Genomic DNA, 14,897 nt, shown 5'->3' on the forward strand with positions numbered 1-14,897 from the left:
TTAAAAGGTAACAACTTTGGCAATAGAACTTAAAATAGTTAAATTCGCTTGGCAAAATTGTTAGTTCAACTTTAGCAGTGCAAAGATAACTATTAACTTTCAGAAAAATAAATGCCTCTTTATAAAACTCTTGATCCTAATTCACAAACTCATGTTAAAATCTGGAAGATTACAGAGACGTATGAAGATTTGTTACAGCCATTAAGTTTAAAACCCGAGAGTTTGGAACGCGTGTCTGGTATGAAAAGTGAACTTCATCAACGAGGTTTTTTAAGTGTTAGACATTTATTAAGAGCCTTTGGCTACACCGACCTAGATTTGTATTATGACGAAATGGGGAAACCGCATTTAAAGGACGGAATGCACATTTCTATTACACATTCTTTTACATTTGCTGCAGTTGCCATAAGCGATGTTGAAGTGGGAATTGATATTGAAAAACAGCGAGATAAAATTGCAGTTATTGCTCATAAGTTTATTGATTATGAGTTTGACTACTTAAACAAATACGCAGATGATTACATCAGAAATCTGACGGTAATTTGGTGTGTTAAAGAGTCGCTTTACAAACTGTTTGCAACTCCGGGAATGTTGTTTAGAGAACATTTTTTTGTCATTCCATTTACGTTGGAGGATGAAGAAACGATTTCATGGATAGATTATAAGGGCCAAAAGTGTAGATTCAATGCTAGTTTTTTAGAGTTTGAAGGATTTACTTGTGCATTTACTTTACCTTCTTAAATGGGAATGTTTTATAATCACATACTACAATTGATTTCTGAAGGCAAAAAGTTATTAGCGGTTTTAATAGATCCCGATAAAGTTAGCCCTAATAATTTATCTGGTTTTATGCAGAAATTAAATCAGTCGATGGCAACTCATATTTTTGTTGGTGGAAGCACTGTTGATGACAATAGTACTGATGTGTTAGTATCTAGTATAAGAAAATATACACAGTTGCCAATTATAGTATTCCCAGGAGATGTCATACAAGTATCTGGTAATGCGGATGCATTATTGTTTTTATCTTTAATTTCCGGTAGAAATCCAGATTATTTAATTGAAAAGCAAATTGAAGCTGTTTCAAAATTACGTGGTACACAATTAGAGGTTGTTCCAACCGGGTATGTTCTTATAGAAAATGGGAAAGAAACTTCAGTTCAAAGGGTAACTCAAACAAAACCATTAAAAAGAGATAATATTCAATATATAGTAGATACGACTAAAGCTGGGGAATTACTGGGTATGAAATTAATGTATTTAGAAGCTGGTAGTGGAGCATTACATCCTGTACCTCCCAAAATTATAAAAGCCGTAAAACAAGAACTGACCATCCCACTCATTGTTGGCGGCGGAATTAGAAGTAAACAGCAGTTAAATTTAGCCTATAATTCAGGAGCAGATCTAGTAGTTATTGGGACTGCTTTTGAAGAAAATGAAGATTTTTTTGATGAAATAAAAAAACTATGAAAATATCAGTAGAACTTACACTAACACCTTTACATGACGACTATGAGCCAGTCATTATTCACTTTATAAAGAAATTGAGAGTTTCTGGCTTGAAAGTATTGGAAAATCCTTTGAGCACGCAAATTTATGGCGATTATGATAAAGTTATGCAAACACTTACTGTAGAGGTTAAAGAAGTCTTCGAATTAATTGAACGAGGATTGTTACACATAAAAATTGTAAAATCTGATAGACACGACTATGAACCACATTTTTGATTTCTTTCTAGAAGCATATCAAAACACGCCAACACTACAAATTGTGTTGGAAGCCATTGCGTTTGTGTTTGGCATCTTGAGTGTTTGGTATGCAAAAAAGGAAAACATTTTAGTGTATCCAACAGGAATAATATGTACTGTAATCACGGTTTATTTGCTTTATATCAATGAATATTTTGGAGATATGATGATGAATTTTTACTATTCCGTGATGAGTGTTTATGGATGGTGGAATTGGTCACGTAAAAAAGGAGATGATTATTTGGTGCCAATTTCAAGAACGAATACCAAAGAAAAATGGATTGGATTTACGCTGTTTCTGTTAACCATGTTAGTCACCTATTTGGTTTATAAAGCGTATAATTATGAGTTAGAAATAGCCAATTATATTGATATTTTTACTTCGGGTATTTTCTTTACGGCAATGTGGTATATGGCTAATAAGAAATTAGAAAACTGGACCTTATGGATATTTGCAGATTTAATAACAATACCTTTATATGCTTATAGAGGTTTAGGAATGTTATCCCTACAATATTTGATTTTCACCATATTAGCAATTCAAGGATATATTGAATGGAAGAAAAGTTTAAACAACAACCCGCAAACTGCATAAAAGTGGTTTTATTTGGGCCTGAAAGTACAGGTAAAACAACATTGTCAAGACAACTGGCAAGATATTACAATTCGGTTTGGGTGCCAGAATATGCCCGTGAGTATCTTCAAAATAAATGGAACAATGAACGGAAAACCTGTGAACCAAGTGATTTGCTGCCTATTGCTAAAGGTCAAATGAGTTTAGAAAACGAATTATCAAAAAAAACAGATTCCGTATTAATTTGTGATACCGATTTGCTGGAAACCAAAGTGTATTCAGAAGCCTATTATTTAGGATCTTGTGATCCAATACTCGAAAAATATGCCTTGCTAAACACTTATGATCTGTATTTTTTGACTTATATTGATACACCTTGGGAGCCCGATGATTTGAGAGACAAACCCAACGAAAGAGAGCGCATGTTTAAGGCTTTTGAACAAGAACTCATAAAGCAAAAGCGACCTTATGTAATTTTGAAAGGTGATAAAAAGGAACGATTACAAATGGCAGTAAAACACATTGATAAACTATTAAATAAGTAGTATTCATGTTTTCAGAAAAAGATATCAAACAAATAGAAAAAAAAGGGCTTACCGTTGAAAAGGTCAAGAGACAGATCGAGCTTTTTAAATCGGGAGTGCCTTTTGTAAGTCTAAAGGAAGCTGCCACAATTGGTAATGGAATCTTAAAACTTGATGAGTCTCAAAAACAGCATTTTATAAATCTTTTCGAACATAGGCGAAATAAAATTTCAATCACAAAATTTGTGCCTGCATCTGGTGCTGCAACGCGCATGTTTAAATTTTTATTCGATTTTTTAGAAAATTATAAGCTTTCTGAAGAAAGTATCAATGCATACATCAATAGACACAAAGCAAAAGAATTATCGGTTTTTTTGGTAGGTATAGAAAAATTGCCATTTTTTGAAGATGTAATTCATAAAACACATAAAATTGTTCCTAATTTCAACGATCTTGGTTATGATGAACAGCGTTTAGAATTTATAAAAACGATGCTAGATGCAGATAGGCTTAATTACAGCTTTTCGCCAAAAGGCTTGCTTCCTTTTCATAAATACAAAAAACACGTTTCAACAGCCTTTGAAGAGCATCTTTTTGAAGCCGCATTATATGCATCTTCCAACAAAAAGGCCGATTTGCATTTCACTATTTCTGAAAAATATAAGCACAAGTTTGATGAGGAATTCAAGTATATAGAAGAAGACGTTGAGCATAAAACAAAAACTTCTTTTAATATTTCCTTTTCCTATCAAAAACAAGCAACTGATACAATCGCCGTAACTCCAAACAACATTCCGTTTAGAGAACGTGGAAAATTGCTATTTAGACCATCTGGACATGGAGCTTTATTGGAAAATTTAAATGCTTTAGATGCCGATTTAATTTTCATAAAAAACATTGACAATGTTGTAGTTTTTAAATATGAAGAACAGGTAGGGAGTTATAAAAAGATGCTTGCCGGTATTTTGTTAGAGCTTCAAGAACAGGTGTTTCAATATATGAAACAATTGAAGAATGAAACTTTAAATGAAGATGAACTTACTGAAATAGCTCGGTTTTTAGCCAGTAAATTAAATGTTTCTATTAGTAATGAATTTGAAAAATATGCTTTTCAATATAAAGTTGAATATTTAATTCAAAAACTTAATCGGCCAATTCGTGTGTGTGGCATGGTTAAAAATGAGGGCGAACCTGGGGGAGGTCCATTTTGGGTAAAGGGCGAAAACGGGGTAGCTTCATTACAAATTGTAGAATCTGCTCAAATCGATAAAAACAATAAACACCAAAAGGAGATTCTAAAAAGCGCATCGCACTTTAATCCGGTTGACCTAGTTTGTGGGATAAAAGATTTTGAAGGCAATGTTTTTGATCTTTCCAATTTTGTTGATCATAAAGCAGCGTTTATCACTTCAAAATCAAAAGTAGGCAAAGACCTCAAAGCCCTAGAGTTGCCCGGACTTTGGAATGGAAGCATGGCCAATTGGAACACCGTTTTTGTTGAAGTCCCATTGATAACTTTTAATCCTGTTAAAACAGTAAATGACTTACTAAAGGCAGCTCACCAAGTCAAATAATATGTTAGATGAAAAGCTTTTAATATCCGAATTGAATTTTAAAGCTATTCGCAGTTCTGGTGCAGGTGGTCAACATGTTAATAAAACAGCTTCAAAAGTTGAGTTGACGTTCAGTTTAATGGATTCTTCCGTATTGAATGACGAACAAAAATCGATGTTGAAGAGGAGTTTGAGCAAGAGATTAACCAACGATAATGTCATAATTCTTCAATGTGATGAAAGTAGAAGCCAACATAAAAACAAAACATTAGTTATAGATCGTTTTTTGAAACTTATAAAAGATGGCATGGTTGTGCCTAAAAAACGTAAAAAAACAAAAGTCCCGAAAGCAGTTAAATTAAAACGATTAAAAAGCAAAAAGCAGACGGCAGAAAAAAAGGCAAAAAGAAAACCACCAGAAATCAACTAAATTTTCTTCCATTGAGTGTTGTTAATTATGTTTTGTTAAGTATTTTTGCATCGTTCTCAAAAAGGGGTGCCAATAAGTGGCTGAGATCATACCCAACGAACCTAGAACAGGTAATGCTGTTTAGGGATTTTAAAATGATGACATGTTAAATACAGTTTAATATGTTATCAAAACAATCAAGTATTAACAAAGAATAATTACCTCTTTTTATTCGATTATAGACATAATCGTAATGAAAAATTTATTCGCGTTTTTAGCACTTTTAGTGTTATCAACACTGGTTAACGCCCAGGACAAACCACAGGATTCAACATCGGTTGAAACTTTAGACGAGGTTCTCGTAAAAGCAGTACGCGTTGAAGCTACTTCACCAATTACACACTCAAATGTTACCAAAGCACAACTCCAAAAACGTAATTTGGGTCAAGACATTCCTGTACTTTTAAACTATCTACCCTCTGTTGTTACTACCACCGATGCTGGTGCTGGCGTTGGATATACAGGTATTCGCATAAGAGGTATCAATGCACAATCTACTAATATCACCATTAATGGGATACCCTATAACGACGCAGAATCATTGGGAACCTTCTGGGTAAATTTAGGAGATTTTGCCTCTTCGGTTGAAAGTCTTCAATTGCAACGTGGTGTAGGAACATCCACTAATGGCTCTGGAGCTTTTGGAGCAAGTATTAATGTGTTGACTGATGCGGTTTCCAATGAAGCTAATGCCGAAATATCAAATAGTTTCGGGAGTTATAATACTAGAAAACACACAGTAAAATTTAGTACTGGCCTATTGAATGATCATTTTGAAGTTGCTGGGCGTTTATCTCAAATTAAATCTGATGGTTATATAGATAGGGCTTCTTCCGATTTGAAATCTTACTTTTTGCAAGCGGCCTATGTCGATAATAACACCTTAATAAAGGCGCTTACTTTTGGAGGGAAAGAAGTCACTTACCAAGCATGGTATGGCCTAGAAGATTTAGATTTACTTGAAAATAATCGCACCTTTAATGTTGCTGGAATCTATACTGACGAACAAGGCAATACACGTTTTCATAATAATGAAGTAGATAATTACAATCAAGACCATTATCAGCTTCATTGGAACCAGCGTTTTAATTCAAATTGGTCTACTAATCTTGGTTTAAACTATACTTATGGGCGCGGTTATTTTGAACAGTATAAGGAAGATGAAGATTTTGCTGATTATAATTTAGAGGAAATTACTATAGGAGGAGAAACTATAGCTACCACCGATTTGATTAGACGCCGTTGGTTGGATAATGATTTTTACGTTGCCAATGCCAATGCCAATTATAAAGATGAAGGTTTAAGCCTAACCTTTGGAACAAGTTATAGTAGTTATGATGGTGATCACTTTGGCGAAATTATTTGGGCACGCTATGCAAGTGATAGTGAAATTGAAGATCATTATTATGATGGCAATGGAAAGAAAAAAGACTTCAGTTCTTTTATAAAAGCCACATATCGCTTAAATGATAAATTTAGCTTATATGGTGATTTACAATGGCGTTTGGTTGATTATAAAACTACTGGGTTAACTTCAGATCGCATTCCATTTAATGTTAATGAAAATTATAGCTTTTTCAACCCAAAGGCCGGAGTTACGTATAGATTAAATAAGACTAACCATTTGTATCTTTCATATGCGAGAGCCAATAGAGAACCTAACAGAGATGATTTTGAAAATAATGCCGTAGTAAAGCCAGAACAGCTAAATGATTTTGAGCTTGGTTGGAGGCATGACAACTCTAATTTTAGGTTGTATGCCAACCTTTACTACATGCACTACAATGAGCAGCTAGTACTAACCGGAAATATTGATAATGTTGGAAACCCGGTAAGAACCAATAGCGGTGAGAGTTATAGATTTGGACTTGAAGTTGAAGCCGCAATTAAGCTTACAGATGACTTTTCTATACAACCTAATTTTACGCTTAGTTCCAATAAAAACAAAGAAACTATTGCTTCAATTGATGGAGATTTAGTGAATCTTGGTAAAACCAATATTTCATTTTCACCAGATTTTGTTGGAGCCAATGCTTTGATTTTTCAACCTAATCAAAACTTGCAATTGTCTTTTTTAAGCAAATATGTTGGCGAGCAATATATGGGAAATACTGAAGCTAAAGCCTCTAAATTAAAAAGCTATTTTGTGAATGATTTTAATATCACATATCAAATATCATTTCAAGATAAAGAATCTCAACCCTTCTTTAAATCAATAGTGTTTTCGGGATTAGTTAATAATATGTTCAATGAAAAGTACATTTCAAACGGCTATTATTATACTTATGATGATACTTGGTCTGATCCAAATCAAATTACAACTATAGAAGGTGCAGGATATTATCCTCAAGCTACAACAAATTTCTTGATAGGTGCGACTTTAAAATTTTAATTGGTAATACTGTAGGAGTTATTTCCTAATGGAGTAACTCGATATTCTTTTAGGCCACATGGTAACGAGGATCCAACAGAACTACCAATAAATAAGCTGTATTCGTTTTCATCAGCACAACTACATTTAGCATTTGCTCCAACAATTTGCATAACGGAGCAAGTGCTAGGTGGATGGTTGGGATCTGAAGCATCCCAGGCTCTAAGATTTGAGCCTGCATTTATTACAATTATACCACCATTGCCTTGATTTGCTATGTAAACCGAATTCCCCGTAAACTGTAATTGGCTATACTGCGGAAGGTTCAAGTTGACGGTTACATTTACACCTAAATTTAGTAAATAATTGCAATTATTAATGGAGTCATTTTTGCTGCAAGCAACTAATAATAAAAGAGATAAGACGGCTAATACCTGCTTCATAAAGTTTAAAATATTAAGGGTCAATTTACAACAAATTATAAGTTGAACTAAAAAATTTGTATATTTGATTTATAAATCTCGTGTGAGCGGGATTTTTTTTATGCTGAACGCTTCGAGCTTAATTGACAAAGTGAAATTCAGCATTTCTATTATGAAGTAAAACGATGAAGTTATGAGTAAAGTATCTTATTACACTGCCGAAGGATTAAAAAAATTAAGAGAAGAATTAAATTATCTTAAAGATGTTGAGCGTCCAAATGCTTCAAGAGCAATTGCCGAAGCTAGGGATAAAGGTGATTTAAGCGAGAATGCCGAATATGATGCCGCTAAAGAAGCTCAAGGCATGTTGGAAATGAAAATTGCCAAACTTGAGGAAGCTTTGGCTGGTGCACGACTAATTGATGAGTCACAACTTGATAATTCAAAAGTATTGGTATTGTCTAAAGTTAAAATTAGAAACCAAACCAATGGTATGGAAGTGACCTACACTTTAGTGGCAGATGGAGAAGCTGATTTGGCTTCTGGTAAAATCTCTGTAAACTCGCCAATTGGGAAAGGACTTTTAGGTAAGTCTGTTGGAGAGGTTGCCGAAGTTCAGGTGCCAAATGGTATAATGAAATTTGATGTATTAGAAATTTCCAGATAATTATCTTAAAATAAATTCCAGATAATTATCTTAAAATAAAATTGAAAATAAACATTCCTGTTCAAATAAAACTGAACAGGAATTTTCTTTTTATATTTAGGGAACAATTAAATATTATATAGGTTATAAAATAGTTTAACAGTCTAAAAATCATAAAATGGCATCAATATTCACAAAAATCGTCAATGGCGAAATTCCATGTTATAAGGTCGCAGAAACCAAAGATTTTTTAGCCTTTTTAGACGTTAACCCAAATGCAAAAGGGCATACGCTGTGTATTCCAAAGGTTGAAGTTGATAAGCTTTTTGATTTAGATGAGGTTACTTATATCGGGCTTATGGAATTTTCTAGAAATGTTGCCATTGCTTTAGGAAAAGCGGTTCCTTGTAAACGGGTAGGGGTTTCGGTAATTGGGCTCGAAGTCCCTCATGTGCATGTACATCTCATTCCGCTAAATTCTATGGAAGATGCTCGGTTCATTTCAAAAGTTAAACTTAATAAAGAAGAATTTGAGGCCATAGCTTCAAGAATTAGTGCATTTATGGAATAAGGGAATTAGATGATTCCTGTTGAAAATAAAATAGTTCCTATTACAATCACTGCAACGAGACCTATTAGTAGCCAAGTCACTTTTTTAAATTTAATAGAATTTGGTTTTGGCTTTATTGCCCTATGGTGATATTTTACTACCTGCTCAATGTCATCAGTCCATCGCACTGGAAATATTGGACTCTCACAAATATTACAAATTAGAAGACAATTGGTATGAGAAGTAATGGCTTTATAAAGCTTGGTTTCAATAAATTTTTGTTTAAAAGTTAATTGTAAGCCTTCTCGAGAATAGCATTCGGGGCAATGATTATTGATATTTACTTCTTTTAATGTGAAAAATTGATTTTCCATGTTATAAAAGGATTTAAACTAATTTTAGAGCAACTTGCATGGTGGTGCCCTTGTCAATTTCTGAATGAAGGACTTTTATTTTTCCATTATGGTAATCTTCAATAATTCGCTTTGCTAAAGATAGCCCTAATCCCCAACCTCTTTTTTTGCTAGTATATCCTGGTTCAAAAATCTTTGAATACAATGGTTTAGCAATTCCTTTTCCAGAATCAGTAATGTTAATCCTTACCCATTTATCGTCCCAATCAATAGCAATCTTTAGATCTCCTTTGCCTTTCATGGCATCAATACCATTTTTTACCAAATTCTCGATGGTCCAGCTAAACAGTTGTCTATTAAGCATTACATAAAGATTTTGATTAGGAGCATGAATTTCGAAATTAATTAAATTGGAAGAACGATCCTTTAAATAATTAAACGATTCAAAAGTTTCTTCAACAATATCCACTTTTTCTAAAGTGGGAACCGAACCAATTTTGCTGAAACGTTCTGTTATAGTTTGAAGCCTTATTATATCCTTTTCAATTTCTCTCAAATATTCGGGATTTACGTGCTCTGAACGTAGGATTTCAGTCCAACCCACTAAAGATGATAAAGGTGTGCCAATTTGATGTGCAGTTTCTTTAGCCATCCCTGTCCAAAGTTTGTTTTGGGTAGCAATTTTAGAACTTCGATAAAAGAAAAATACAACCGCGCCGAATAAAAAAATAATTAAAAGCAGGGCTAATGGGTAGTACTTGAGTTTGTTTAAAAGTGGAGAATTTCCGTAGTACAAGGTCGAAAAAAGCTTGTCTTGATACTTTATTTCAATGGGTTGATTTTCACTCTTAAATTTTTCAATCAACCTATTGATATAAACCGAATCTTTTGCTTTTTCTTCGTCAACATTTTTAACATCAATACTGCCATCTGCGTTCACTTTTATCATTGGTGTTGTGACATTACTCTGAATAATTTCCAGAGGTAGTTCGCCTATATCACCACTTAAATTTGAAGTTTTGGTAATTTCCTTTTGCGCAAAAGACCAATTTTGCATTTTTGTGCGTTCTTCAGCCTTAAAATTTTGAAAGAAAATATAAGTATTCCATAAAATAAGTGAAATTATAATAAACGATGCAACAATAATAATCCACCGAATCATATTTCGGTTCATGGCTAAGGTCATTGATTTAATTTTTCAATTTTAAATATAATGTAATTCTGTTAATAATATTGTATGCCTTTATATCAAATCGTTTTTATAACAATATGAATATAGTTACATTTGTGGCTTAACACATGACGCATATCAGTGTTGTGGAAATTGCACCTTGAAGATGATTTCTTTGAATCCAACCGACCTTTCAACCGGGAAATTACATAGCTATTTATTGAGCGCCGTTGCACCACGGCCTATAGCATTGGCAAGTACCATTGATAAGGATGGACGTCCAAATTTATCACCTTTCAGTTTTTTTAATGTGTTTAGTGCTAATCCTCCTATATTGATTTTTTCACCATCAAGACGTGTGAGAGATAACACAGTAAAGCATACGTTAACGAATGTGAAAGCTGTAAATGAAGTGGTTATTAATGTAGTAAGCTACGATATGGTACAGCAGGTTTCATTGAGTAGTACAGAGTATGCTGAAGGTATCAATGAGTTTGATAAATCAGGGTTAACTATGTTAAAATCTGAATTGGTTAAACCCTTTAGAGTTGCAGAATCTCCCGTGCAATTTGAATGTAAAGTTAATGATGTAATTGCTTTAGGAGCAGAAGGTGGAGCCGGTAATTTGGTAATTTGTGAAGTCGTAAAACTACACATATCTAAAGATGTATTAGATGGAGATGATCAAATTGTTCAAGAAAAGTTGGATTTGGTGGCAAGAGCAGGAGGGAATTATTACAACCGAGCAAAAAAAGGATTTTTTGAAGTGCCAAAACCAAATCAAAAAATAGGTATTGGGGTCGATAATATGCCACATGAAGTAAAAAATAGTATGGTGTTAACAGGTAATGATTTAGGCATGTTGGGTAATATTGAAGCCCTGCCAACTAAAGAAGCTGTTACTGATTTTATTAAAACGGTTAGCGAGCGCTATCCAAATATAGCAACCATGTCGCTTCGTCAAAAGCATAAAATCGCCAGAAATTATTTAAGCTATGGTGATATTAATAGCGCTTGGAAATTATTGTTATCATAACAACGCAATAACCTACTTAAGAACATACAAAGCAATAAAGAATAATAAGTAATACAAATATGGAAGTACAAGGAAAAATTAAAATGATTGGAGAAACCCAAACTTTTGGGAGTAATGGATTTAGAAAAAGAGAATTAGTTGTTACAACTGAAGAGCAGTATCCTCAACATATTTTAGTGGAATTTGTTCAAGATAAAACAGATTTGCTAGATAATTATCAAGTGGGTCAAGCTGTAAAAGTTAGCATCAATTTAAGAGGTAGAGAATGGGTTAACCCGCAAGGAGAAACCAAATATTTCAATTCTATACAAGGTTGGAGAATAGAAAATTTGCAAGCAAATGCTCCTAGCGATATGCCTCCAATGCCACCTGCTGATGCTTTTGAGCCAGCAGGAGATTTAAATGAGGACGATCACGATGATCTGCCTTTTTAGTTAACAAAAGAGCACTGCCTAAAAACGAAAAAGCTTAATCCCTAAATATTTTGGGATTAAGCTTTAAACTGTGTTTTAGGTTTGGCCTTTTAACTTATTCAAAAAAATCTTAACAAAACTTAACCTTTCAAAGACCAATTCAAAATTGGTTAAAAACCATTGGTTTTCAAAGTTTAAAGGTTTTTTTTATGTCATTTTATTACCGAAAACGTTATCGGAGTGGTAAAATTTCTCAATCATAAAATAGAATTCCCTGCCATTTCTCATGCTTCAAGTGATGGATTACTAGCTGTTGGAGGGGATTTATCGACTGAACGATTATTGCTGGCTTATAAAAGCGGAATCTTTCCTTGGTACTCTGATGGCGACCCCATTTTGTGGTGGTCACCAGACCCAAGATTTGTCCTCTTTCCTGATCAATTAAAGATATCAAAAAGCATGAAACAAGTTCTTAAAAATAAGTGCTTTCTGGTCACTATTAATAAAGATTTTGAAGCCGTTATAATCGAATGTTCAAAAGCAAAGAGAGAAGGGCAATCAGGAACTTGGATTACCAAATCTATGATTGATGCCTATATAAAATTACATCATCTTGGTTATGCAACTTCTGTAGAAGTATGGCAAGACAGTGAATTGGTAGGAGGGTTTTATGGTATAGATTTAGGGAATGATGTGTTTTGTGGAGAAAGCATGTTTGCTAAAGTGAGTAATGCCAGTAAAGCGGGGTTTATTAGTTTTATTCAAAACACCAATTATAAGCTAATAGACTGTCAGGTTCATACACATCACCTTCAAAGTTTAGGTGCCGTTGAAATACCTAGAACAAAATTTTTAAGTTTTTTATGAAGTAAGAATTGTGAAACTGATGCCTTCTTTTAAATTTCATTATATCTAAAACATTTAACTTCATGATCGTTTACCATGCCAGTTGCTTGCATGTGGGCATAAATAACGGTAGATCCTACAAACTTAAACCCTCGTTTTTTGAGATCTTTACTAATTACATCGCTTAATGTGGTTGTAGCGGGAGCATCTTTTGAGGACTTAAGGGAATTCTTTATAGGTGATCCATTAACAAATCCCCAAATGTATTTGGAAAAAGATCCAAATTCTTCTTGAATGGCCATAAATGCTTTGGCGTTATTTACGGTAGCATTTATTTTAAGTTTATTGCGAATAATTCCTACGTCTTGAAGGAGTTGGTCTATTTTCGTTTGTTTGTAATTGACTATCTTTTTATAGTCAAAATCATCAAAAGCAATTCTAAAATTTTCACGCTTTCTTAAAATTGTTATCCAGCTTAAACCTGCCTGAAACGTTTCCAATATTAAAAATTCAAAAAGTGTATGGTCATCATAAACTGGAACACCCCACTCTTGATCATGATAGGCTTCATATAAAGGATCGCCGACGCACCAGTGACATCTATGTTTTTTCATATTAATTGGTTTGAATAGTAAAAACGAAAATCATCTCAAATTTAAGATTTATTTGTCTTACTAGTTATTACAAAGAAAAACTAATACTTTCCTTTAAAATGAAAAGTAATAGATCCCAACTGTGAAGCTGCTGTGCCACTATCAAATTGCACCGATTTAGCATAATCCAAAGCATGCTCGGTCAAACATTCATTGTTGGATGTAGAAGAATTATTAATATAGGCATCTGTAACGTTGCCCTGAGCATTTACAGTAATGTTGACTACAATTTTACCACTACTTTCACAGAGGTAACGCGGAGTGTCAAAATCAAGAAGCGTACGGCCTTTTAAGGAATAGGTAAGTGTACTAACCGCATTTGGTTTCGTGTTCTCTTCACGTTTTTCTGGCGAACGCATGGCCAAAATATCTTTTGCCTTTTTAAACTTATTTAGTTCTTCTTGATTAACAGAATAACCGCTAGACGTATTGTATGAAGATTCAGATGTCAAAACGTCGTTTTTTTCTTGAGATGCTTCCTCCTGAAGTTCTTTTGTTGTGTTTTCGAAATCATTAGAACTCATTGATTTGAAATTCTTCATCATCTCTTTAAATTCTTCATCTTCATTCGCCGCCATATTAGTGGTTTTAAGCGCTTTTTCAAGCGCTTCAAGTTCCTTTAACTTTTCTATTTCTTCAGGAGTTGGAGGTTCAACTTCATAATAACTTTCTGCAATAAGTTCATTTTGCTTAGTTATATGAAAACTAAACATACTAAACACCAAAATGCCTGTAATGAGGAATGTGATTAATGCGGCCTTATGTTTTTCTATAAAGTCCAAAATAGGTCTAATGTCTAATTTAGGGTTATATATGTACTGATATATACGGTAAAGTAAGTAAAAAAGATTAAAACTACACAATAGCGTAGCCTATTTCCCACTTAACTGCTCAATGAAGTTGTCTAAAGAAATAGCATTTGAAACCTCAAATTCTCCAATTTTTGTACGTCTTAAAACCGAAAGGTGAGCGCCAGAATTTAAGGCTTTACCAAAATCATATGCCAATGATCGTATATACGTCCCTTTACTACAAACCACCCTAAAATCTACGGTGTTATCTTCAATTTTTATGATTTCAAATTCTGAAATATGAACAGTTCTAGACTTGATCTCAACACTTTCACCCGCCCGTGCAAATTCGTACAAGCGTTTCCCGTCTTTTTTTATGGCAGAAAACACTGGAGGGAATTGCTCAATAGCTCCTAAAAACTGTTTTGAAGTTTCTTGAATAAGTGTTTGTGTTATGTGTTCCGTTGGGAAAGTGGCATCAATCTCGGTCTCTAAATCATACGAAGGTGTTGTGCTCCCTATTACAAAAGTACCTGTGTATTCCTTAATCTGACCTTGAAATGTGTCAATTTGTTTGGTCATTTTGCCTGTACAGAGCACCAATAATCCGGTCGCCAATGGGTCTAAAGTACCAGCATGGCCAACCTTTATTTTCTTTAAGTTGAAAGCACGTTTAAGTTCCCATCGCAATTTATTTACGACTTGAAAGGAGGTCCAATGCAAGGGTTTATCAATCAATAAAACCTGTCCAGAAATATAATCTTCAGCAGTCATGAA

At 33.8% G+C, this 14,897-nt stretch carries 19 protein-coding genes; 13 read left to right on the forward strand and 6 right to left on the reverse strand.

What is annotated here, in order from left to right:
* The first annotated feature begins 111 nt into the window (after positions 1-111).
* From ACFO5O_RS12410 to ACFO5O_RS12445, 8 genes are all read left to right on the forward strand, one after another.
* Complete coding sequence (locus ACFO5O_RS12410; RefSeq protein ID WP_387964238.1) at positions 112-741, forward strand: 4'-phosphopantetheinyl transferase family protein; 630 nt, start codon at positions 112-114, stop codon at positions 739-741.
* Positions 742-1,470, forward strand: a complete 729-nt coding sequence (locus tag ACFO5O_RS12415; RefSeq protein ID WP_387964240.1) for a phosphoglycerol geranylgeranyltransferase — start codon at positions 742-744, stop codon at positions 1,468-1,470.
* The gene (locus ACFO5O_RS12420) at positions 1,467-1,727 is read left to right on the forward strand and encodes a thiamine-binding protein (protein WP_387964242.1); all 261 of its coding nucleotides are present in this window, start codon (positions 1,467-1,469) and stop codon (positions 1,725-1,727) included. The genes ACFO5O_RS12415 and ACFO5O_RS12420 overlap by 4 nt, the downstream gene beginning before the upstream one ends.
* Positions 1,711-2,343, forward strand: a complete 633-nt coding sequence (pnuC, locus tag ACFO5O_RS12425) for a nicotinamide riboside transporter PnuC (RefSeq protein ID WP_387964244.1) — start codon at positions 1,711-1,713, stop codon at positions 2,341-2,343. Before ACFO5O_RS12420 ends, pnuC begins: the two co-directional genes overlap by 17 nt.
* Positions 2,304-2,867: an AAA family ATPase gene (locus ACFO5O_RS12430; protein ID WP_387964246.1), complete on the forward strand. Its 564-nt coding sequence runs from the start codon at positions 2,304-2,306 to the stop codon at positions 2,865-2,867. Before pnuC ends, ACFO5O_RS12430 begins: the two co-directional genes overlap by 40 nt.
* Before the next feature lie 5 nt (positions 2,868-2,872).
* Positions 2,873-4,420: a DUF4301 family protein gene (locus ACFO5O_RS12435; protein WP_387964248.1), complete on the forward strand. Its 1,548-nt coding sequence runs from the start codon at positions 2,873-2,875 to the stop codon at positions 4,418-4,420.
* A gap of 1 nt (position 4,421) precedes the next feature.
* A complete protein-coding gene (gene arfB / locus ACFO5O_RS12440) occupies positions 4,422-4,829 on the forward strand; it encodes an alternative ribosome rescue aminoacyl-tRNA hydrolase ArfB (protein ID WP_387964250.1) in 408 nt (135 codons plus the stop codon).
* 232 nt (positions 4,830-5,061) lie between these two features.
* Positions 5,062-7,260, forward strand: a complete 2,199-nt coding sequence (locus tag ACFO5O_RS12445; RefSeq protein WP_387964252.1) for a TonB-dependent receptor — start codon at positions 5,062-5,064, stop codon at positions 7,258-7,260.
* On the opposite strand, the gene ACFO5O_RS12450 is transcribed toward ACFO5O_RS12445, so the two are convergent.
* Complete coding sequence (locus ACFO5O_RS12450) at positions 7,257-7,682, reverse strand: hypothetical protein (RefSeq protein WP_387964254.1); 426 nt, start codon at positions 7,680-7,682, stop codon at positions 7,257-7,259. The genes ACFO5O_RS12445 and ACFO5O_RS12450 overlap by 4 nt on opposite strands.
* Before the next feature lie 172 nt (positions 7,683-7,854).
* Between ACFO5O_RS12450 and greA the strand changes: the two genes are divergently transcribed.
* A complete protein-coding gene (greA, locus tag ACFO5O_RS12455; RefSeq protein ID WP_387964256.1) occupies positions 7,855-8,328 on the forward strand; it encodes a transcription elongation factor GreA in 474 nt (157 codons plus the stop codon).
* 157 nt (positions 8,329-8,485) lie between these two features.
* On the forward strand, positions 8,486-8,878 hold the full coding sequence (locus tag ACFO5O_RS12460; RefSeq protein WP_387964258.1) for an HIT family protein: 393 nt from the start codon (positions 8,486-8,488) through the stop codon (positions 8,876-8,878).
* Positions 8,879-8,883: 5 nt separating this feature from the next.
* On the opposite strand, the gene ACFO5O_RS12465 is transcribed toward ACFO5O_RS12460, so the two are convergent.
* Positions 8,884-9,231: a hypothetical protein gene (locus ACFO5O_RS12465; RefSeq protein ID WP_387964260.1), complete on the reverse strand. Its 348-nt coding sequence runs from the start codon at positions 9,229-9,231 to the stop codon at positions 8,884-8,886.
* Between the two features lie 13 nt (positions 9,232-9,244).
* Positions 9,245-10,396: a sensor histidine kinase gene (locus tag ACFO5O_RS12470; protein WP_387964262.1), complete on the reverse strand. Its 1,152-nt coding sequence runs from the start codon at positions 10,394-10,396 to the stop codon at positions 9,245-9,247.
* A gap of 151 nt (positions 10,397-10,547) precedes the next feature.
* On the opposite strand from ACFO5O_RS12470, the gene ACFO5O_RS12475 reads away from it, so the two are divergent.
* The 3 genes from ACFO5O_RS12475 to aat all read left to right on the forward strand — a co-directional run bounded on the left by ACFO5O_RS12475 (position 10,548) and on the right by aat (position 12,697).
* A complete protein-coding gene (locus tag ACFO5O_RS12475) occupies positions 10,548-11,417 on the forward strand; it encodes a flavin reductase family protein (protein ID WP_387964264.1) in 870 nt (289 codons plus the stop codon).
* Between the two features lie 59 nt (positions 11,418-11,476).
* On the forward strand, positions 11,477-11,851 hold the full coding sequence (locus tag ACFO5O_RS12480; RefSeq protein WP_387964266.1) for a DUF3127 domain-containing protein: 375 nt from the start codon (positions 11,477-11,479) through the stop codon (positions 11,849-11,851).
* Positions 11,852-12,070: 219 nt separating this feature from the next.
* On the forward strand, positions 12,071-12,697 hold the full coding sequence (gene aat / locus ACFO5O_RS12485; protein ID WP_387964268.1) for a leucyl/phenylalanyl-tRNA--protein transferase: 627 nt from the start codon (positions 12,071-12,073) through the stop codon (positions 12,695-12,697).
* A gap of 29 nt (positions 12,698-12,726) precedes the next feature.
* Here the strand turns inward: aat and ACFO5O_RS12490 are convergent, their stop codons facing one another.
* The 3 genes from ACFO5O_RS12490 to truB form a co-directional block, all read right to left on the reverse strand.
* Positions 12,727-13,290, reverse strand: coding sequence for a DNA-3-methyladenine glycosylase I (locus ACFO5O_RS12490; RefSeq protein ID WP_387964270.1), 564 nt, complete (start codon positions 13,288-13,290; stop codon positions 12,727-12,729).
* Positions 13,291-13,370: 80 nt separating this feature from the next.
* Entirely contained in the window at positions 13,371-14,111 is a 741-nt protein-coding gene (locus tag ACFO5O_RS12495) for an energy transducer TonB family protein (protein ID WP_387964272.1), read from the reverse strand.
* A gap of 90 nt (positions 14,112-14,201) precedes the next feature.
* Positions 14,202-14,894: a tRNA pseudouridine(55) synthase TruB gene (gene truB, locus ACFO5O_RS12500; protein WP_387964274.1), complete on the reverse strand. Its 693-nt coding sequence runs from the start codon at positions 14,892-14,894 to the stop codon at positions 14,202-14,204.
* Positions 14,895-14,897 lie beyond the last annotated feature (3 nt).

Origin of the sequence: Geojedonia litorea, assembly GCF_042654525.1 — a bacterium.
GTDB lineage: Bacteria > Bacteroidota > Bacteroidia > Flavobacteriales > Flavobacteriaceae > Geojedonia > Geojedonia litorea.

Excerpts from the sequence above, each read along its gene's own strand:
- ACFO5O_RS12450 (WP_387964254.1), bottom strand. The coding sequence starts at position 7,682 with ATGAAGCAGGTATTAGCCGTCTTATCTCTTTTATTATTAGTTGCTTGC.
- ACFO5O_RS12435 (WP_387964248.1), top strand. The coding sequence starts at position 2,873 with ATGTTTTCAGAAAAAGATATCAAACAAATAGAAAAAAAAGGGCTTACC.
- ACFO5O_RS12490 (WP_387964270.1), bottom strand. The coding sequence starts at position 13,290 with ATGAAAAAACATAGATGTCACTGGTGCGTCGGCGATCCTTTATATGAA.
- truB (WP_387964274.1), bottom strand. The coding sequence starts at position 14,894 with ATGACTGCTGAAGATTATATTTCTGGACAGGTTTTATTGATTGATAAA.
- ACFO5O_RS12430 (WP_387964246.1), top strand. The coding sequence starts at position 2,304 with ATGGAAGAAAAGTTTAAACAACAACCCGCAAACTGCATAAAAGTGGTT.
- greA (WP_387964256.1), top strand. The coding sequence starts at position 7,855 with ATGAGTAAAGTATCTTATTACACTGCCGAAGGATTAAAAAAATTAAGA.
- ACFO5O_RS12475 (WP_387964264.1), top strand. The coding sequence starts at position 10,548 with ATGATTTCTTTGAATCCAACCGACCTTTCAACCGGGAAATTACATAGC.
- pnuC (WP_387964244.1), top strand. The coding sequence starts at position 1,711 with ATGAACCACATTTTTGATTTCTTTCTAGAAGCATATCAAAACACGCCA.
- ACFO5O_RS12415 (WP_387964240.1), top strand. The coding sequence starts at position 742 with ATGGGAATGTTTTATAATCACATACTACAATTGATTTCTGAAGGCAAA.
- ACFO5O_RS12470 (WP_387964262.1), bottom strand. The coding sequence starts at position 10,396 with ATGACCTTAGCCATGAACCGAAATATGATTCGGTGGATTATTATTGTT.
- ACFO5O_RS12480 (WP_387964266.1), top strand. The coding sequence starts at position 11,477 with ATGGAAGTACAAGGAAAAATTAAAATGATTGGAGAAACCCAAACTTTT.
- ACFO5O_RS12420 (WP_387964242.1), top strand. The coding sequence starts at position 1,467 with ATGAAAATATCAGTAGAACTTACACTAACACCTTTACATGACGACTAT.
- ACFO5O_RS12460 (WP_387964258.1), top strand. The coding sequence starts at position 8,486 with ATGGCATCAATATTCACAAAAATCGTCAATGGCGAAATTCCATGTTAT.
- arfB (WP_387964250.1), top strand. The coding sequence starts at position 4,422 with ATGTTAGATGAAAAGCTTTTAATATCCGAATTGAATTTTAAAGCTATT.
- ACFO5O_RS12445 (WP_387964252.1), top strand. The coding sequence starts at position 5,062 with ATGAAAAATTTATTCGCGTTTTTAGCACTTTTAGTGTTATCAACACTG.
- ACFO5O_RS12465 (WP_387964260.1), bottom strand. The coding sequence starts at position 9,231 with ATGGAAAATCAATTTTTCACATTAAAAGAAGTAAATATCAATAATCAT.
- ACFO5O_RS12410 (WP_387964238.1), top strand. The coding sequence starts at position 112 with ATGCCTCTTTATAAAACTCTTGATCCTAATTCACAAACTCATGTTAAA.